Origin of the sequence: Microcella frigidaquae (assembly GCF_014200395.1) — a bacterium.
In the GTDB taxonomy this organism is placed as follows: Bacteria; Actinomycetota; Actinomycetes; order Actinomycetales; family Microbacteriaceae; genus Microcella; species Microcella frigidaquae.
This window is the reverse complement of record NZ_JACHBS010000001.1, coordinates 1,018,050-1,035,507: the sequence shown is the minus strand read 5'-3', so window position 1 is coordinate 1,035,507 and position 17,458 is coordinate 1,018,050. Positions and strand designations below refer to the sequence as shown.

16 protein-coding genes are annotated in these 17,458 nt (G+C 72.3%); 8 read left to right on the top strand and 8 right to left on the bottom strand.

Annotated elements, in window-relative coordinates; genetic code table 11:
• Window positions 1–155: 155 nt before the first annotated feature.
• From BJ959_RS05110 to BJ959_RS05100, 3 genes are read right to left on the bottom strand one after another with little or no spacing between them, the layout of a single operon-like run.
• Window positions 156–995, bottom strand: a complete 840-nt coding sequence (locus BJ959_RS05110; protein ID WP_153982660.1) for an MBL fold metallo-hydrolase — start codon at window positions 993–995, stop codon at window positions 156–158.
• Between the two features lie 38 nt (window positions 996–1,033).
• Complete coding sequence (locus tag BJ959_RS05105) at window positions 1,034–1,624, bottom strand: CoA-binding protein (RefSeq protein WP_153982659.1); 591 nt, start codon at window positions 1,622–1,624, stop codon at window positions 1,034–1,036.
• Window positions 1,621–2,922: an O-acetylhomoserine aminocarboxypropyltransferase/cysteine synthase family protein gene (locus tag BJ959_RS05100; RefSeq protein ID WP_153982658.1), complete on the bottom strand. Its 1,302-nt coding sequence runs from the start codon at window positions 2,920–2,922 to the stop codon at window positions 1,621–1,623. The genes BJ959_RS05105 and BJ959_RS05100 overlap by 4 nt, the downstream gene beginning before the upstream one ends.
• A 96-nt stretch (window positions 2,923–3,018) precedes the next feature.
• On the opposite strand from BJ959_RS05100, the gene BJ959_RS12970 reads away from it, so the two are divergent.
• On the top strand, window positions 3,019–4,329 hold the full coding sequence (locus BJ959_RS12970; RefSeq protein ID WP_153982657.1) for a DUF418 domain-containing protein: 1,311 nt from the start codon (window positions 3,019–3,021) through the stop codon (window positions 4,327–4,329).
• Here BJ959_RS12970 and BJ959_RS05090 read toward each other — a convergent pair.
• Entirely contained in the window at window positions 4,312–5,928 is a 1,617-nt protein-coding gene (locus BJ959_RS05090; protein WP_153982656.1) for a phospholipid carrier-dependent glycosyltransferase, read from the bottom strand. The two genes, BJ959_RS12970 and BJ959_RS05090, sit on opposite strands and share 18 nt — an antisense overlap.
• Window positions 5,929–6,179: 251 nt before the next feature.
• Here BJ959_RS05090 and rsmI point away from each other — a divergent pair, with 251 nt between their 5' ends.
• Complete coding sequence (gene rsmI, locus BJ959_RS05085; protein WP_153982655.1) at window positions 6,180–6,998, top strand: 16S rRNA (cytidine(1402)-2'-O)-methyltransferase; 819 nt, start codon at window positions 6,180–6,182, stop codon at window positions 6,996–6,998.
• 50 nt (window positions 6,999–7,048) lie between these two features.
• Here the strand turns inward: rsmI and BJ959_RS05080 are convergent, their stop codons facing one another.
• Both BJ959_RS05080 and BJ959_RS05075 read right to left on the bottom strand, forming a co-directional pair.
• On the bottom strand, window positions 7,049–7,510 hold the full coding sequence (locus tag BJ959_RS05080; protein ID WP_153982654.1) for a hypothetical protein: 462 nt from the start codon (window positions 7,508–7,510) through the stop codon (window positions 7,049–7,051).
• Between the two features lie 10 nt (window positions 7,511–7,520).
• Window positions 7,521–8,063, bottom strand: a complete 543-nt coding sequence (locus tag BJ959_RS05075) for a hypothetical protein (RefSeq protein WP_183321880.1) — start codon at window positions 8,061–8,063, stop codon at window positions 7,521–7,523.
• 56 nt (window positions 8,064–8,119) lie between these two features.
• Between BJ959_RS05075 and metG the strand changes: the two genes are divergently transcribed.
• The 4 genes from metG to BJ959_RS05055 all read left to right on the top strand — a co-directional run bounded on the left by metG (window position 8,120) and on the right by BJ959_RS05055 (window position 12,675).
• Complete coding sequence (gene metG, locus BJ959_RS05070; RefSeq protein WP_153982652.1) at window positions 8,120–9,694, top strand: methionine--tRNA ligase; 1,575 nt, start codon at window positions 8,120–8,122, stop codon at window positions 9,692–9,694.
• A gap of 106 nt (window positions 9,695–9,800) precedes the next feature.
• Window positions 9,801–10,811, top strand: coding sequence for a TatD family hydrolase (locus tag BJ959_RS05065; RefSeq protein WP_153982680.1), 1,011 nt, complete (start codon window positions 9,801–9,803; stop codon window positions 10,809–10,811).
• The gene (gene rsmA, locus BJ959_RS05060; protein ID WP_153982651.1) at window positions 10,808–11,686 is read left to right on the top strand and encodes a 16S rRNA (adenine(1518)-N(6)/adenine(1519)-N(6))-dimethyltransferase RsmA; all 879 of its coding nucleotides are present in this window, start codon (window positions 10,808–10,810) and stop codon (window positions 11,684–11,686) included. The genes BJ959_RS05065 and rsmA overlap by 4 nt, the downstream gene beginning before the upstream one ends.
• A complete protein-coding gene (locus BJ959_RS05055; protein WP_153982650.1) occupies window positions 11,683–12,675 on the top strand; it encodes a hypothetical protein in 993 nt (330 codons plus the stop codon). The genes rsmA and BJ959_RS05055 overlap by 4 nt, the downstream gene beginning before the upstream one ends.
• 131 nt (window positions 12,676–12,806) lie before the next feature.
• On the opposite strand, the gene rlmC is transcribed toward BJ959_RS05055, so the two are convergent.
• The gene (gene rlmC / locus BJ959_RS05050) at window positions 12,807–13,961 is read right to left on the bottom strand and encodes a 23S rRNA (uracil(747)-C(5))-methyltransferase RlmC (RefSeq protein ID WP_153982649.1); all 1,155 of its coding nucleotides are present in this window, start codon (window positions 13,959–13,961) and stop codon (window positions 12,807–12,809) included.
• Between the two features lie 40 nt (window positions 13,962–14,001).
• On the opposite strand from rlmC, the gene BJ959_RS05045 reads away from it, so the two are divergent.
• The gene (locus tag BJ959_RS05045; RefSeq protein ID WP_153982648.1) at window positions 14,002–14,937 is read left to right on the top strand and encodes a 4-(cytidine 5'-diphospho)-2-C-methyl-D-erythritol kinase; all 936 of its coding nucleotides are present in this window, start codon (window positions 14,002–14,004) and stop codon (window positions 14,935–14,937) included.
• Here the strand turns inward: BJ959_RS05045 and BJ959_RS05040 are convergent.
• The gene (locus BJ959_RS05040) at window positions 14,867–15,487 is read right to left on the bottom strand and encodes a signal peptidase II (protein WP_153982647.1); all 621 of its coding nucleotides are present in this window, start codon (window positions 15,485–15,487) and stop codon (window positions 14,867–14,869) included. The two genes, BJ959_RS05045 and BJ959_RS05040, sit on opposite strands and share 71 nt — an antisense overlap.
• Window positions 15,488–15,544: 57 nt before the next feature.
• Here BJ959_RS05040 and BJ959_RS05035 point away from each other — a divergent pair, with 57 nt between their 5' ends.
• Window positions 15,545–17,437: an ABC-F family ATP-binding cassette domain-containing protein gene (locus tag BJ959_RS05035; protein WP_153982646.1), complete on the top strand. Its 1,893-nt coding sequence runs from the start codon at window positions 15,545–15,547 to the stop codon at window positions 17,435–17,437.
• Window positions 17,438–17,458: the final 21 nt, after the last annotated feature.

Below are 17,458 nucleotides of genomic sequence, written 5' to 3'. Positions count from 1 at the left end.
CAGTTCTGGAAGGACAGCCAGCCGAATGAGTGCGCAGCGTCTCGCCACGCGCTCGGCGAGGCACGCAGCACCCGGCATGGGCGGCGCGCTCTTCGCCGTCCCGCGCGTCGCCTCGCCGTGATGGCGAGCCGACGGCGGCGGGATGCGGGCTCGCGCTAGAGCGCGACCTCGGTGCGCACGCCCAGGGGTGTGGCGGCGAGCAGCGGCCCGCCCGCGGACGAGTTGAGCCCGGCGAACTCGCGCTCGAGGGCGTCGCGGCCCTCGCTGAAGTGCGTCCACTGGTCCACGTGCAGCCCCACGACCCGCCGTGCACCGAGCGCGAGCGCCGCGGCCCGCGCGCGCTCGGCCGTGAGGGTGAGGGGTGCGTCGATGTCATCGACGCGGGCGGCTCCGGCGAACAGGAGCGCCGCATCCACGTGCCCATAGCGGGCGGCGACCGCCTCGACGACCGTGACCTCCGAGTTGTCGCCCGAGACGTAGACGGTCGGCTGCCCGGGGGCGTGCAGCAGAAAGCCGCACACGGGCCCGAGCCTCTCGGCCCACTGATCGGGGCCGTGCTGCGCGGGCAGCGCGATGAGTCGAGCGCCTTCGGGTGCGCGGTCGGCGACGGCCGACCCCACGACGGTCGGGTCGTCGAGCGTGATCGCCTCGTCGTCGTCGAGCCCGATCACGCGGGCCGTGCCGCCGCGCGCCGCGAGGTCGCGCGCGCCGGCGGCCGTCGTGACCACGAGCGGCAGGGAGATCGCGAGGTCGCGGCCCGCGAGGTCGAGGTTGTCTTCGTGGTGGTGGTGCGACACCAGGGCGGCGTCGATGTGCCCGAGGTCGGCGGCGGCTACCGCGGGCGGCGCCGTCTTCTCGAGCGCATCGGGCTCGTCGCCGTACCGCCGCGGCTCATCGAATGTCGGATCGAGCAGCAGACGCAGCCCCGCCCACTCGAGCAGGGCGGTGGGCCCGCCGACGACGGTGACGGCGATGGATGCGGAGATCGTGGTCATGCTGCGACCCTAACTCCGCGCCCCGAGAGAACAGACGGTCAGCGCACCTGCTTCTTCGCCGAGATGACCCCGGTGTCGAAGCCCATGAGGTGCAGACCGCCGTGGAAGCGGGCGTGCTCGACCTTGATGCAGCGGTCCATGACGACCGTGAGGCCCTTCGACTCGCCGTAGCGCGCCGCCTCTTCGTTCCAGATGCCGAGCTGCACCCACACCACGGGCGCACCGACGGCGAGGGCGTCGTCGATGACGGCGGGGATGTCGCTCGCCTTGCGGAACACGTCGACGATGTCGGGCACCTCGGGAAGCGAGGCGAGATCGGGGTAGGCGGGCTGCCCCAGGATCTCGGTCGCGTTGGGGTTGACGAAGTAGACGCGGTAGCTGCTCGACTGCTGCAGGTAGGTGCCCACGAAGTAGGAGCTGCGCGCGGGGTTCGGCGAGGCGCCGACGATCGCCACGCTCTTCGCGCGGCGCAGGATGCCCAGCCGCTCCTTCGCGGAGGGCCCCACCCACGTGCGCTGCGACTTCAGCAGCTTCGCCAGCGGCGAGCTCGCGGGGATGGCGCAGGTGAGCCCGTTCGCGAGGGTGACGGTCGCCGTGTCGGCCTGGGTGCCGGTGGTCGAGTCACTCATGCCGAGGCTCCCTTCAGCGCCGCATCCAGAGCCTGATCGAGGTCGTAGATGATGTCGTCGGCGTCCTCGATGCCCACCGAGAGGCGAACGAGGCCGGGGTGCACGCCGCCGTCGACGAGCTGCTGCTCGGTGAGCTGCGCGTGCGTCGTCGAGGCGGGGTGGATGATGAGCGTCTTGGCGTCGCCGATGTTGGCGAGGTGGCTCGCGAGGGTCACGTTCTCGATGAGGCCCTGGCCGACGGCGCGGCCGCCCTTCACGACGAAGCCGAACACCGAGCTCGGGCCGAGCGGCAGGTACTGCGCGGCGCGGGCGTGGTGTCGGTGCGACGGCAGACCCGCCCAGTTGACCGTCTCGATGCGCGGGTCGGCCTCGAGCCACTCCGCGACGCGGCGCGCATTGTCGACGTGCGCCTGCATGCGGTACGGCAGCGTCTCGACGCCCTGCGCGAGCAGGAAGGCCGAGTGCGGGGCGAGCGCCGGCCCGATGTCGCGCAGCTGCTCTGCCCGCAGGCGGGTGAGGAAGGCGTACTCGCCGAAGTTGCCGTACCAGGTGAGCCCGCCGTAGTGGGCGACCGTCTCCTCGAACAGCGGGAAGTTGTGGTTCGACCAGTCGAAGCGCCCTGACTCGACGACGACGCCGCCGAGGGTGGTCCCGTGCCCGCCGAGGAACTTCGTGGCCGAGTGCACGACGATGTCGGCGCCCCACTCGATCGGGCGGCACAGGTAGGGGGTCGCGATGGTCGAGTCGATGACGAGCGGCAGGTCGGCGGCGTGCGCCACCTCGGCGAGGCCCGCGATGTCGGCGATATCGCCGGAGGGGTTCGCGATCGTCTCGGCGAAGACGAGCTTGGTGCGGCCCGGGATGATCGCCGCGGCGTAGTCGGCCGGGTCGTCGCTCGCGACGAAGGTGGTCTCGACGCCGAAGCGGCGCAGGGTCACGTCGAGCTGCGTGATCGAGCCGCCGTAGAGGTTCGACGAGGCGACGATGTGGTCGCCCGCGCCCGCGAGCGAGGCGAAGGTGACGAACTGCGCGCTGAGGCCGCTCGAGGTCGCCACAGCGCCGAGGCCGCCCTCGAGGCTCGCCACGCGCTCCTCGAAGCTCGCGACCGTGGGGTTCGCCAGCCGCGAGTAGATGTTGCCGTACTTCTGCAGCGCGAACCGGGCGGCGGCATCCTCGGTCGAATCGAACACGAAGGCGCTCGACTGGTAGATCGGCAGGGCGCGGGCACCCGTCGCCGAGTCGGGAACGTTGCCGGCGTGCACGGCGCGCGTGCGGAAGCCATAGTCGCGGTCGGCCATGGCCTCAGGCTAATCGCAGTGCGCAGACGCCGGGCACGTGCGCGTTACGCGGCGTAACCTTCGGTCGCGAACCCGCCGTGCGGTGGACGTCACATCGTGGCCGATCCGCCGAGCGACGGATCCGCATCCGTCGTTCGCCGCCGTATCGTGGCGGTCATGACGACGGATGCTCAGCCCACGCCGCCCGCACCCCTAGCCCCGACCGCCCGCGCCGAGCGCGCCCTCGCCCCCGACGTGGCGCGCGGCCTCGTGCTGCTCGGCATCGCCGTGGCGAACGTGCCGTTCTTCCTGTACGGTCGCGAGCTCGGCCTGCTGTTCAAGCCGGTGACGGATGCCGCGGCCGACCCCTGGGTCAACGCCCTCGTCGCGACCCTCGCCGACAACCGCAGCTACCCGCTGTTCGCCCTGCTCTTCGGCTACGGCATGACCCAGCTGCTGACCCGTGAGCACGCGCGCGGCACCGAGTGGCCCCAGGCGCGTCGACTGCTGCTGCGCCGCAACGCCTGGCTCATCGCCTTCGGCGCCGCGCACGGCGTGCTGCTGTTCTTCGGCGACATCCTCGGCACCTACGGACTGCTCGGCCTCGCGCTCGTGCTGCTGATCCGCGCATCGGGGCGCACGCTGGCGATCGTCGGGGGCCTGGCGTTCGGGTTCCTCGTGCTCGTCGGCGTGGCCGAAGGTCTGAGCGGCCTTCTCGCGCAGGTCGGTGCGAGCATCCCGAGCGCGGCGGCCTTCAACTCTGCCGGGGCCGAGACCTACCCGCTCGCCGTGCTCGCGCGCCTCGGGGAATGGACGCTCGGGATGCTCTCCGTGCCGTTCGGCGGGCTCGGGCTGCTCGCGCCGATGATCCTGGGCATGTGGGCGGCGCGGTACCGCGTGCTCGAGCAGCCGTTCGAGCACCGACGGGCACTCGCGCTCGTGGCGGGAATCGGCCTGCCGGTCTCGGTGCTCGGCGCGCTGCCGATCGCGCTCGCACTGCTCGGCGTCATCGAGCTGTCGGCGATCGTCGAGCCGTTCGCCGCCATGCTGCACGCCGCGACGGGCGCCGTCGGCGGTGCCGCCTCCGTCGCGCTCATCGCCCTCATCGTCGGCGGGCGCGGCCGCGGCGGCGAGCTCGGCGCCCCCACCGCGAAGCCGGGAGGGCCGCTCTCGCGGCTCCTCGCCGCCCTCGGGCAGCGGTCACTGAGCGGCTACCTCACCCAGTCGGTCGTCTTCGTGATCGTCTTCGCTCCGTACGGGTTCGGCCTGGGCGGCAGCGCCAGTGTCGCCGAGGCCACCCAGATCGCGGTCATCACTTGGCTTGCGACGCTCGTGCTGGCGGGGCTGCTGGCCGCGGCCGACCGCAGCGGACCCGCCGAATGGCTGCTGCGCCGGGCCGTGTACGGGCGGCTACACCCACGTCGGTAGCCAGTACCGCAGCCGCAGCTGGTCGATCGGGATCGGCGCACCCGTCCACAGCGGCAGGAAGAACAGGCTGATCAGCGCGGCAAGGGCGAGCATCCCGATCACGATGATGCGGCCGGTGCGGCGGTGCCCGGGCGAGGCGTCGGCGGGGCCGAGGATCGCGCCGAGCATGATCGTGAGCGCCAGCAGGAGGAACGGCGTGAGCACGATCGTGTAGAAGAAGAACATCGTGCGCTCGGGGTACAGCAGCCACGGCAGCCACCCGGCCACCACCCCGGTGAGCACCAGCGCGATGGCCCAGCCGCTCGCGGGCATCGCGGCGGGGCGGGCGATGCGAGCGCGGTCGAGACCGGTTCGCGCCGCTCGCCCGCGCGTGATCAGTTCGACGACCGCCCACGCGACGAGCGCGACGACGGCGGCGACGGCCAGGTACCAGATCAGCGGGTTCGGGATGCCCGAGATGGCTTCGGCGGTGCCGTCGCCGCGGTCGATGTAGTGCATGTAGGTCGGGCGTAGCAGCAGGGGCCAGCCGATCGCGGGTGCCTCGTAGTTGTGCTCGCTCGTGACGCCGACGTGGTAGCCGTAGATTGCCACCTGGTACGCCCACCAGTTCTGCAGGGCGTCGGGCAGCAGCCCGAACGGACCGGCGAGCCGGTTGTCATCGGTGACCTCGCGGGCGCGGCCGTAGCCGCCGCTGGTCATGAACCAGCCCGTCCAGGTCAGCAGGTGGGCGGCGAGCGCGGAGGGCAGCAGCAGGATCGCGCTGATCGGCGCCTGCCGCAGCAGCGTGCCGCTCGCCCACAGGGCGATGCCGGCGCGACGGCGCTCGATCGCATCAGCGACGACAGTCAGCACGGCGAAGGCGGCGAGCAGGTAGAGGGCGCTCCACTTCACGCCGATCGCGAGGCCGAAGACGATGCCCGCCGCGACGAGCCAGGGGCGGCCCCATAACGCCGGGCCCCAGTCGGTCGAGCGCTGCCGCCGGCCCGGCACCGCGGCGCGACGGTCGGCGAGCCAGGCGTCGAGCGCGCCCCGCACCTGCCGCCGGTCGAGCACCAGCAGGATCACCGCAAGCACGACGAGCAGCGCGAGCACCCCGTCGAGCAGGGCGACCCGGCTCATGACGATGGCGTTTCCGTCGATGGCGATGAGCAGCCCCGCGATGCCCGTGAGCACGAGGCGCCCGAGCAGCAGGTGGGCGAGCACCATGACCAGCCCGACGAGGGCGATGCCCGCGAGGGCCGTGCCGAGCCGCCAACCGGCGGGGTTCTCGGGGCCGAGAAGGGCGAGCCCGAGGGCGATCACCCACTTGCCGAGAGGCGGATGCGCGACGAATGCCGCGAGTTCGCTCGGGCTGCCCGGGGTGCCGGCGGCCCAGTTGGAGTTCGCGTCGTCGGGCCAGCGGCCCTCGTACCCCAGCTGCCGCAGCGACTCGGCATCCTTCACGTAGTACGTCTCGTCGAAGACCAGCCCGCCGGGGGCGTCGAGCCCGATGAGCCGGGTCGCCGCGGCCACCCCGAGCACCGCGGCCGGAACGGCGATGCTCAGCACGCGCGCGGATGGTGAGCGCTGGTGCGTCGCCTCGGGTCGTTCCGCCGTCACCCGCCCATCGTAGGCCGGGGCATCTCAGTGGTCGTGACTCAGGTCTGCCGCGCGCTCGACCGCCCATCGCACACCGTCGCGCCGAGCGGGTTTCCCGCTCTCGCAATGTGCCTCTCACGGCACGTGCCGCCAGAGGCACATTGCGATTTGGGCACATCTCGTCGCGTCGCCTCGCCGGGTAGCCGGGCGCTGACGGGTAGGACTCGGCACCCCGCCGGTGCCGTAGAGCGAGCGGGTGGGAAGATGGCCGCATGATCGTGCTCGCCGCCACGCCTATCGGCAACCTCGGCGACGCGAGCCGCCGCCTGGTCGAGGCGCTCGAGAACGCCGAGCTGATCGTCGCGGAGGACACCCGCACGGCCGTGCAGCTGATGCGCGCACTGGGGGTCGAGAACCGCCCGGCGCTGGTCGCCTTGCACGAGCACAACGAGCGGCAGAAGGCGGCCGAGCTGGTCGAGCGGGCGCGCGCTACCGACGTGCTCGTGCTCACCGATGCGGGGATGCCCGCCATCAGCGACCCCGGCTACGTGCTCGTCGAGGCCGCCATCGCCGCCGATGTCGCCGTGACCGCGCTGCCCGGCCCGAGCGCCGTGCTCACCGCACTCGTGCTGAGCGGCCTGCCGACCGACCGCTTCGTCTTCGAGGGATTCCTGCCCCGGTCGGGCCGCGCGACCGCGCTGCGGGCCCTCGCCGCCGAGCCGCGCACGCTCGTCTTCTTCGAGTCGCCGCACCGCATCGGTGCCGCGCTCGCGGACGCGCGCGATGCCTTCGGCCCCGAGCGGCGGGCCGCCGTCTGTCGCGAGCTCACCAAGAAGTTCGAGGAGGTCGCGCGCGGCAGCCTCGCCGAGCTCGCCGAGCGGTTCAGCGACGGTGCTCGCGGTGAGATCGTGCTCGTGGTGGCGGGGGCGCCGGCGGGGGCATCCGCCGACCCGGATGCGGCGCTCGCCGACGTGCTGGGTCGCGTCGCCACGGGAGAGCGCCTGAAGGATGCCGCCGCCGCCGTCGCCGCCGCGACCGGACTCGGCCGCCGCGAGCTCTACGAGGCCGCGCTCGCCGCTCGCCGCCCGTAGGGGCTCACACGGCACGCCGCTCGGTAGCCGGCGAGGGTCCGCGGCCTGGGCTACCCGCAGCTGTCGACGAGGTCGAGCGTGACGGGCGCACCCTGCGGCTCGCCGTCAACGGTGAGGGTCAGGCCGGCGACACGCCCCGGCTCGGTACCGGTGCGCTGCACCTCGACGCCGACGAAGGCGGCAGCATCCGGTTCGATCGCCTGACGATCGAGGTCGACGCCGCCGAACGCGGCGCGGCCCCCGTCGTCGAACAGCACGGCGGTGTCGCGGGCTTCCTCGTCGATGGCCAGGAAGGTGTCGACCAGTACCACGCCCGTCGACCCCTCGGCCAGGGCGGCGGCGTCGATCACGATCGGCTCGCCGGAGGTGTTGCTGACGCCGACCGCGATCGTGCCGCGATCGCCCTCGAGGCAGCCGCCGAGCCCCAGCGGATCGTCGGGCGAGCCGCTGCAGCTGCTCAGGGCGAGGGCGGCGACGAGCGGGATGACGGCGAGAGCGGAACGACGGGTCACAGCCAGCACGCTAGCGCGTGCCGCAGTGCGCCCAGGGCGCGACGAAGCCGACCTCGGTCTCGGAGGTGCTGGTCGTCGAGAACCACCCGTCGTCGTACTGCACGCGCAGCCCCTCGATGCCGGCGTATTCGCGGTAGTCGGCGGCGTGCAGGTGCAGGACGATGCTGACGGCCTGGAAGGGACCGATGACCGTGCCGTCGAGCGGCTGCCGCTCGCGCCACAGGGCCAACTGATCGGGGGTGAGCTCGCCACCCGGGGCCAGGCCGAATCCCACCTCGGGGGCCGTGAGGGGCACGACGCTGATCTCGGCGATGGAGGCGTTGATGAGGCGGACGGGGTCAACGTCGCGCAGGATCACGCTGCGCGGCGACTCGTTGACGACGGTCGTTCCGACCAGGGCCATGAAGCCCTCGTCGCTCGTCCGGTTCTCGACGCAGCGGTCGATGAGCCCGCCGTAGACGGTCAGCGGCGGCGCGCTGCCCGCGCAACCGCTGAGCGCGACAGCCAGTGCCGCGCCCACGATCCCCCCTGCGAAGAATCTAGTGATCCTCACGAGCGGCAATGGTACCGCTTAACGCACGGAACCGCGCCGGTAGGCTGGAGCACACCATGGGTGCCGCCGACCGCTTCTACATCTGCACGCCGATCTTCTACGTCAACGACGTGCCGCACATCGGCCACGCCTACACGGAGGTCGCCGCCGACGTGCTCGCCCGCTGGCACCGCCAGTCGGGGGTCGACACCTGGTCGCTCACCGGCACCGACGAGCACGGTCAGAAGATTCTGCGCACCGCGGTCGCCAACGGCGTCACGCCGCAGGAGTGGGCGGACAGGCTCGTCGAGTCGGCGTGGAAGCCGCTGCTCGACACCATCGACATCGCCAACGACGACTTCATCCGCACGACCGAGCAGCGCCACGAGACGGTCGTGCAGCAGTTCCTCCAGAAGCTCTACGACGACGGCTTCATCACCGAGGGCGAGTACGAGGGCTACTACTGCGTCGGCTGCGAGGAGTACAAGCAGAACGACGACCTCGTCGACGGTGTGGGCGAGTTCGCGGGGCAGCGCGTGTGCGCCATCCACGGTCGTCCGATCGAGGTGCTGAAGGAGAAGAACTACTTCTTCGCGCTCTCGACGTTCCAGCAGAAGCTGCTCGACCTCTACGAGTCGCAGCCCGACTTCATCCAGCCCGCGAGCCTGCGCAACGAGATCGTCTCGTTCGTGCGGCGCGGCCTCGACGACCTGTCGATCTCGCGCCAGAGCTTCGACTGGGGCGTGCGCATCCCGTGGGACGACAGCCATGTCACCTACGTGTGGTTCGACGCCCTGCTCAACTACATCTCGGCGATCGGCTGGGGCAGCGACGACGAGAACTTTTCCCGCCGCTGGCCGGCCGTGCAGCTCGTCGGCAAGGACATCGCGCGGTTCCACGCCGTCATCTGGCCCGCGATGCTCATGGCCGCGGGGCTGCAGCCGCCTGCCAAGGTCTTCGGCCACGGCTGGCTGCTCGTCGGCGGCGAGAAGATGTCGAAGTCGAAGCTGACCGGCATCGCCCCGCACCAGATCACCGAGGTCTTCGGCAGCGACGCATTCCGCTACTACTTCATGAGCGCGATCTCGTTCGGGCAAGACGGCTCGTTCTCGTGGGAGGACCTCGCCGCCCGCTACCAGGCCGAGCTCGCCAACGGGTTCGGCAACCTCGCCTCGCGGGTCGTCGCCATGATCGGCAAGTACTGCGACGGCGTCGTGCCCGCCGCCCCTGAGGTCACCGACGCCGACCGTCGCATCGAGCAGGTGGCGGCGGATGCTCTCGCCGGCGCCCAGCGCGCCCTCGACGTGTTCGCCATCCACGACGCGATCGCCTCGATCTGGACCCTCGTCGACGAGCTCAACGGCTACCTCACCGAGCAGGAGCCCTGGAAGGTCGCGAAGGATCCCGCCCTCGAGGGTCGGCTCCACACGATCCTCGCCACCGCCGCTGAGGGCCTGCGTGCTCTCGCCGTGCTGCTCTCGCCCGTCATGCCGCAGGCCACGCAGAAGCTCTGGGTGGCGCTGGGCGCCGAGGCCGCGCTGGGCGGGCTGCGCGCGCAGAGCATCCCGGATGCCGCCCGCTGGGGTCAGCTGCCCGCCGGCGCCCAGACGCAGCCGCTCGAGGCGCTCTTCCCGCGCATCGAGGCCGAGTAGGGCGAGACCGCTCAGCCGCCCGCGGTACGGTCATTGCGGAGGCGATACCGTGACTGAGCAGCTCGACCCCGCCGCGCTTGATCCGCACGTGCGCGCCCGCGCGATCATGGAGGGCACGACGCGCGACCTCAGCTACCCGCCGAGCCCCGAAGCGCTGACGGTGCCGGTCTACGACAACCACACTCACCTCGAGATCGCCGACGGCGAGAACCCGCTGCACTACCGCGAGCACCTCGATCGGGCATCCGCTGTCGGCGTGCGCGGCGTCGTGCAGGTGGGAACCGACGTGCTCACGAGCCGCTGGTCGGCCGCGGTCGCGGCACGCGAGCCGCGGGTTCTCGCCGCCGTCGCCCTGCATCCGAACGAGGCTCCGGCGCTCGCCGAATCGGGCGAGCTGGATGCCGCTCTCGCGGTCATCGACGAGCTGGCCGCGCAGCCCCGCGTGGTCGCCATCGGCGAGACCGGCCTCGACTACTTCCGCACCGAGCCGGGGGGCGGACGCGACGCGCAGCTCGCCGCCTTCGAAGCCCACATCGCCATCGCGAAGAAGCACGGCCTGGCACTGCAGATCCACGACCGCGACGCGCACGACGACATCGTGGCGACGCTGCTGCGCGTCGGAGCCCCCGAGCGCACGGTCTTCCACTGCTTCAGCGGCGACGCCGACCTCGCCCGCGTTCTCGCCGACAACGGCTGGTACGCGAGCTTCGCCGGAACGGTGACGTTCAAGAACGCCGCGAACCTGCGTGAGGCGCTCGAGGTGATGCCGCGCCAGCTCGTGCTCGTCGAGACCGACGCGCCCTTCTTGACCCCGCACCCGTTCCGCGGGCGGCCGAACGGGCCGTACCTCATGCCGCACACGGTGCGGGCGATGGCCGAGCACCTCGGCACCGACGTGCCGACGCTGTGCGCCCTCATCGCGTCGAACAGCGAGCAGGTCTACGGCACGTGGGACGCCGAGCCGGTGACGGCGCCGGGCGACCCCTGGGCGGGCCCCGACGAGGTTCCGGGCTCGCCGAGCGAGCTGGCCGCAGCCGCGCAGGCCGCCGCGCTCGACGCGGCCGACGAGGGCAGCCCCGACCACCACCCCGGCCCCGACTACCCGGGCGAGCGATGAGCGGCCTGCTGGGGCCGGCCGAGGTGCGCGACCTCGCCGCCCTGCTCGATGTGACGCCGACCAAGAAGCTGGGCCAGAACTTCGTGCACGACGCCAACACCGTGCGGCGCATCGTGGGGACGGCGGCGCTGCTGCCCGGTGAGCCCGTGCTCGAGGTCGGCCCGGGGCTGGGCTCGCTGACGCTCGGACTGCTCGAGGCGGGGCATCCCGTCGTCGCGATCGAGGTGGATGCGCGGCTCGCCGCTCAGCTGCCGCAGACGGTCGGCGCACTCCAGCCCGAGGCCGCGCTCGCCGTCGTCACCGCCGACGCGCTGCGCGTGGATGCCGTGCCCGATGCGCCCGGCGGGCACCGCCCGACCGCGCTCGTCGCGAACTTGCCCTACAACATCTCGGTGCCGGTGCTGCTGCACCTGCTCGCGCTCGAGCCGGGCGTCCGCCGCGTGCTCGTCATGGTGCAGGCCGAGGTCGGCCACCGCCTCGCGGCCGAGCCGGGCTCGAAGGTGTACGGCGGGCCGAGCGTGAAGGCGGCCTGGTACGGGCAGTGGCGGGTCGAGGGGCAGGTGAGCCGGCAGGTGTTCTGGCCGGTGCCGAACGTCGACAGCGTGCTCGTCGGCATGACCCGTGCCGACGCCCCCGGAACCGAAGCCGAGCGCCTGCGCGTCGGCGAGCTCGTCGACGCCGCGTTCGGGCAGCGGCGCAAGATGCTGCGGCAGGCGCTCGCCGAGGTGTACGGCTCAAGCGCGGCGGCCACGGCCGCCCTTGAGGCGGCGGGGCTCGACCCGACGGCGCGCGGCGAGCAGCTGGGGCTGGCTGAGTTTGTGCGGCTGGCGCGCTCCGAGCCCGTGGGCGGGCGGCCGGGGGGCGGCGCGGCGTGAGCCCCGCATCCGCGCCCCGCGCTCTGACGCCCGCAGCGACGATCGTCATCGTGCTGGCGGGAATCGGGGCGGGGACGCTCATCGGGGCGCTCGTCCCCACCGCGGCGGGCGTACCCGACGGGGTGCTGCTGGTGGTCGTCGCGCTGGCGATCGCGATCACCCTGCTCGATGTTCCGCTCGCCTCGTTCGGCCGGGCCGTGCTCGATCGTCGCCTGCTCGGGGCCGTGCTGCTGCTGAACCTGGCCATCGCACCGCTGCTCGCCTATGTGCTGAGCCGCATCCTGGTGAACGATCCCGACCTGCAGGCAGGGCTGCTGCTCATGCTGCTGGCGCCCGGGGTCGGTCTGGTCGCGACGTTCCTGCGCCGCGCGGGCGGCGCGGTCGAGGCGCTGCTGGCGCTCGCGCCCCTGCTGCTCGTGCTGCAGGCGATCACGGTGCCGGCGTTCATGCTGCTGTTCACCGCGACCGAGAACTTCATCGCGCTCGACGGCTCGCGCCTGCCCCTCTTCGTGCTCGCGGGCATCGTTGCGCCGGCCGCGCTCGTCACCGTGCTGCAGATGCTCGGGCTGCGCGCGCCGCGCCTGGGCGGCGCGCTCCGGCGCGCATCGGTACTCACGGCCCCCGCGACCGCTGTCGCCGCCGGTGTGGTGGCCGCCGTGCTCATCCCGCGTGCAGGCGAGCGGGTCGCCCTGCTCGAAGCCGTCGCACCCCTGCTGGGCGTCTATCTCATCGTGCTGGCGCCGGTGAGCATCCTCATCGGCACGGCCTTCGGGCTGCCGATCTCGCAGGTGCGGTCGGTCGCATTCAGCGGCGCAGCGCGCAACGGTCTGCTCGTACTGCCGGTCGCCCTCGCCTTCCCCGACGGGTTCACCGTGGTCGCGCTCGTCGTGGTGCTGGGCATCGCGATCGACGTCGTCGGGCTCGGCATCTACCGGCTCGTCGTGCCGAGCGTCACCGCCCAGTCGCGCAGCGTGCTCACCCCCGACTGAGCGGCGCGCGCCTCCCCGGCCCCCGCGGCGACGTCACAAATCACGGAACTCGGGGTGCCCACACCTCGTTCTGGCGCGTGTCGAGGCGCTCGAAGCTTCGAAAGTCCGTGATTTGTTGCAGCGCCGACGGCTCAGGCGCGCTCGAGCAAAGTGATGACCTCGAAGTGGCTCGACTGCGGGAACATGTCGAGCACGCGCGCCCGCGCGACCCGGTACGAGGGCATCGCGGCGAGGTCGCGGGCGAGCGATTCGACGTTGCAGCTGCTGTAGACGACGTGCGCCGGGCCGCGGCGCTCGAGCCACCCGGCGAGGTCGGCTCCGAGCCCGCGGCGGGGCGGGTTGACGATGACGAGCGCGGGCACCGCATCCGGGGCCGCCGCCAGAGCGAAGGCGGTCGCGTCGGCGGCGACGAAGCGGATGCGGCGCCGATCGTCGGCGGCGGCGAACAGCGCGTCGCGCGCGAGCTCGGCGCTCTCCACCGCGTCGGCCGAGACCTCGACGCCGAGTACTGTGCGCGCCGAGCCCGCGGGGCCCGCGCTGTGCAGCGCGAACCCGCCGACGCCGCAGTAGAGATCCCACACCGAGGCCGGTTCGAGCGCGTCGACCCAGTCGCGCGCCTGCCGGTAGAGAGCCGCGGCGATGGCGGTGTTGGTCTGCACGAAGCTCTGCGGCCGCACCTGCAGGGTCACGTCGCCGACGCCCATCGGCAGCACGTCCCGCTCGGTGAGCACGTGCTCGACCTCGCCCTCGAGCACCGCCTTGTGCTCGGGCAGCAGGTTCGCGGTGATGACGGCGAGCGGCGGCAGGGCATCCTGCAGCCAGGACAGGTGACGACGGATGCGCGCCACCGCCCCCTCCGTGCGCACGACGTACCGCACCATGAGCGCCCCGTCGCCCGCCTCGGTGACGATCAGGTGCTTGAGCTCGCCGCGCCGGGCCGGAACCTCGTACGGCGCGAGGCCCATGCGGGTGATGCTCGCGATGAGCGCGGGGAAGGCCGCGAGGATGCCCGGCGCGATGATGCCGCAGGTGCGCAGGTCGACGCCGCGCCCCGCGGCGTCGAGAATGCCGAGGGTCGGAGCGTCGACCGTGCCCCCGACGACCATCTTCGCCTTCGCGCGGAAGCCGCTCTCGGAGCTCGCCACCGCGGGCAGCCAGTGCGCTGCGCCGAACGGCGCGAGCAGCCCGCGCGCGAGCGCCTCCTTGCCGGCGACCTGCTCGGCATAGGGCTGCCCCATGAAGGTGCACGAGCGGCACACGCCGGCGTCGAAGTAGTGGCACTGCATGGTGGGCCCAGGCTAGCCGCGCGCGGCATAGGGTGGAGGCATGAGCTCGGGGGCGCGCGATCAGGCGGTGCACGTTCGGGCGCCCGGCAAGATCAACGTCTTCATGAAGGTCGGTGCGCTGCAGGACGACGGCTACCACGATGTCGCGACCGCGTACCAGGCGATCTCGCTCTTCGAGGAGGTCTCCGCCCGCCCGGCCGACGACTTCTCGGTGCGCTTCAGCGGGCCGATCGATACGCGCGGTCTCGCGACCGATGGGTCGAACCTCGCTATCAAGGCCGCCCGCCTGCTGGCGCGCGTCGCCGACTACCGCGGCGGGGTGGCGCTCGAGATCGAGAAGCACGTGCCGATCGCGGGCGGTATGGGCGGCGGCTCGGCCGACGCGGCGGCGACGCTCGTGGCGTGCGACCACCTGTGGGGCACGGGGCTCAGCCGCGACGAGCTGCACGACCTCGCGGCCGAGCTCGGGGCCGACGTGCCGTTCGCGCTCATGGGCGGCACCGCCGTCGGCACCGGTCGCGGCGACCAGCTGTCGCCCGCGCTCGCGCAGGGAACCTTCCACTGGGTACTTGCCCTCGCCGACGTCGGCCTGAGCACGCCCGAGGTGTACGCCGAGCTCGATCGGCACCGCGATCGGCACGTGCACGACATCGCGCCGCCCGTCGAACAGCCGACCGTCGACATTGAGGTGCTGCAGGCGCTGCGCGCGGGCGACCCGCACCAGCTCGCCGAGTACCTCTACAACGACCTGCAGGCTCCGGCGCTGCACCTCGAGCCGAGCCTCGCCGCGACGCTCGAGACGGGCGAGCTGCAGGGGGCGCTCGCTGGCATCGTGTCAGGGTCGGGCCCGACGGTCGCCTTCCTGGCGGCCGATCAGGATGCCGCGCTCGAGCTGCAGGTCGCGCTCAGTGCGTCTCGGCTGACGGTGCTGCGGGCGACGGGTCCGGTTCACGGCGCACGGGTCGTCGCGGGCTGACGCCGAGAAGGCTCAGCAGCACGATCGCGATCGCGCCGCCGACGAGGGCGATGTCGGTCACGTTGCCGACGAAGAACCCGAAGTAGTCGATAAAGTCGACGATCTCGCCGCGCGCGAAGCCCGGCTCGCGGAAGAGCCGGTCACCCAGGTGGCTGATCGCCCCGCCGAGCAGCGCGCCCGCCGCGAGCGCCCACGGCACGCTTGAGATGCGCGAGACGAACACCGAGATGCCGATCACGGCCGCCGCGGCGACCAGCGTGAGGATCCAGGTGAAGTCGCCGCCGATACCGAACGCGGCGCCGGGGTTGTAGACCAAGCGCCACTGGATCCACTCGCCGATCACGGGCACACCCACGCCGCGTTCGAGGGTGGCCTCGGCCCAGAACTTCGTGCCCTGGTCGAACACGATGATGCCCGCGGCCCACAGGAGGGTCCACGGCAGCACGCGGCGGATGGGCAGCGTCTCGATCGGCTCGGCCGCGGCCTCCGCATCCGTCGTGGTCGCATTCTGGTCGGCGGGCTCGCGCTCGGGCGCTGCGGCGTCGGTCATGCCCTCCATTCTGCCGGATCGAGGGCGCTCAGCCGCGCGCCGTAGGCTTGACCCCCGATGGCCCACCTCCTGGGAGCCGAGCAGCTCCGCGTCGAATACCCCACCCGTGTCGTGCTCGACGGGGTGACGATCGGCATCGGCGACGGCGACCGCATCGGCGTCGTGGGGCGCAACGGCGACGGCAAGTCGACCCTGCTGCGCATCCTCGCCGGAAAGCAGCAGCCCGATGCCGGCCGCGTCACGCGCCGCAGCGGCATCACGCTCGGCATGCTCGACCAGGCCGACGAGCTCGCCACTGGGCGCACGGTGCTCGAGACCGTCGTGGGCGATCGGCCCGAGCACGAGTGGGCCGGCGATCGGAACGTGCGGGATGTTCTCGCCGGGCTCATCGCGGACATCCCAGGCCACACGCTCGTCGACGACCTGTCGGGCGGTCAGCGCCGCCGCGTGGCCCTCGCCGCGCTGCTCAGCCGCGAATGGGACATCGTGGTGCTCGACGAGCCGACCAACCACCTCGACATCGGCGGGGTCGCCTGGCTCGCCGAGCATCTGAAGCGGCGCTGGCCGGCCGGGCAGGGCGCCCTGCTCGTCGTCACCCACGACCGCTGGTTCCTCGACGAGGTGAGCCTTGACACGTGGGAGGTGCACGACCGCATCGTCGAGCCCTTTGAGGGCGGCTATGCGGCCTACGTGCTGCAGCGCATGGAGCGCGACCGCCAAGCCGCGACGGTCGAGGCCAAGCGCCAGAACCTCATGAAGAAGGAGCTCGCCTGGCTGCGCCGCGGGGCGCCGGCGCGCACGTCGAAGCCGAAGTTCCGCATCGAGGCGGCGAACGCGCTCATCGCCGACGTGCCGCCGCTGCGCGACACCGTCGAGCTCACCCAGCTGGCCACCTCGCGGCTCGGAAAGGACGTCATCGACCTGCTCGACGCCTCGGTGTCGTACGGTGACCGCGCGGTGCTGCACGGCATCGAGTGGCGCATCGCGCCCGGTGAGCGCACGGGAATTCTCGGCGTGAACGGCGCCGGCAAGTCGACGCTGCTGAAGCTCATCGACGGTTCGCTCGAGCCGACGAGCGGTCGGGTGAAGCGCGGCAAGACCGTTGTCGTCGCGACCCTCGACCAGCAGCTGGCAGACCTGCGCGCGGTCGAGAACGAGCGCGTCAGCGCCTTCGTCGCCGGCAAGCGCGCGAGCTACGTCGCCGGCGGCAAGGAGCTCACACCGGGCCAGCTGCTCGAGCGGCTCGGCTTCACCTCGGCGCAGCTGTCGACCCCGGTGAAAGACCTCAGCGGTGGGCAGAAGCGCCGCCTCCAACTGCTGCTGATCCTGCTCGACGAGCCGAACGTGCTCATCATGGACGAGCCCACCAACGACATGGACACCGACATGCTCGCCGCGATCGAAGACCTGCTCGACTCGTGGCCGGGCACCCTCATCGTGGTGTCGCACGATCGCTACCTGCTCGAGCGCGTCACCGACCAGCAGTACGCCGTGCTGCCCGGGCCGGACGGGGTCGGCCGCCTGCGGCACCTGCCCGGCGGGGTCGACGAATACCTGCGCCTGGCGGCGACCGCGGCCGGGCCGGCGCAGGGTGCGGGTCGCGCCACCGTGGCCTCGGTGACGGGCGCGAGCGCCGCTTCCGTGGATTCGCGAGGCTCCGGCGCAGCATCCCCCGACCGTTCCGTGGATTCGCGAGTGCCCGATGCCGCGCCCTCCGCCCCGGCCCTCTCCGGCGCCGAGCGCCGCGCCGCCGAGAAGGAGCTCGCGAGCATCGAGCGCCGCATCGAGAAGCTCACCGCGCAGACGGATGCCCTGCACGTGCTGCTCGCCGAGCACGACATGAGCGACTACGAGGGTCTCGCCGCGCGCAACGCCGAGCTTCAAGCCGTGCAGGCCGAAGTCGAGCAGTTGGAGCACCGCTGGCTCGAGCTGGGCGAGCTGCTCGGCTAGCGCGCGCGAGCGGGCGCTGCG

What these genes read in the sequence shown, in the direction of transcription:
- BJ959_RS05110 (WP_153982660.1), bottom strand. Translation starts at nt 995, where the DNA reads ATGACCACGATCTCCGCATCCATCGCCGTCACCGTCGTCGGCGGGCCC.
- BJ959_RS05105 (WP_153982659.1), bottom strand. Translation starts at nt 1,624, where the DNA reads ATGAGTGACTCGACCACCGGCACCCAGGCCGACACGGCGACCGTCACC.
- BJ959_RS05100 (WP_153982658.1), bottom strand. Translation starts at nt 2,922, where the DNA reads ATGGCCGACCGCGACTATGGCTTCCGCACGCGCGCCGTGCACGCCGGC.
- rsmI (WP_153982655.1), top strand. Translation starts at nt 6,180, where the DNA reads ATGATCGTGCTCGCCGCCACGCCTATCGGCAACCTCGGCGACGCGAGC.
- metG (WP_153982652.1), top strand. Translation starts at nt 8,120, where the DNA reads ATGGGTGCCGCCGACCGCTTCTACATCTGCACGCCGATCTTCTACGTC.
- BJ959_RS05065 (WP_153982680.1), top strand. Translation starts at nt 9,801, where the DNA reads ATGGAGGGCACGACGCGCGACCTCAGCTACCCGCCGAGCCCCGAAGCG.
- rsmA (WP_153982651.1), top strand. Translation starts at nt 10,808, where the DNA reads ATGAGCGGCCTGCTGGGGCCGGCCGAGGTGCGCGACCTCGCCGCCCTG.
- rlmC (WP_153982649.1), bottom strand. Translation starts at nt 13,961, where the DNA reads ATGCAGTGCCACTACTTCGACGCCGGCGTGTGCCGCTCGTGCACCTTC.
- BJ959_RS05045 (WP_153982648.1), top strand. Translation starts at nt 14,002, where the DNA reads ATGAGCTCGGGGGCGCGCGATCAGGCGGTGCACGTTCGGGCGCCCGGC.
- BJ959_RS05040 (WP_153982647.1), bottom strand. Translation starts at nt 15,487, where the DNA reads ATGACCGACGCCGCAGCGCCCGAGCGCGAGCCCGCCGACCAGAATGCG.
- BJ959_RS05035 (WP_153982646.1), top strand. Translation starts at nt 15,545, where the DNA reads ATGGCCCACCTCCTGGGAGCCGAGCAGCTCCGCGTCGAATACCCCACC.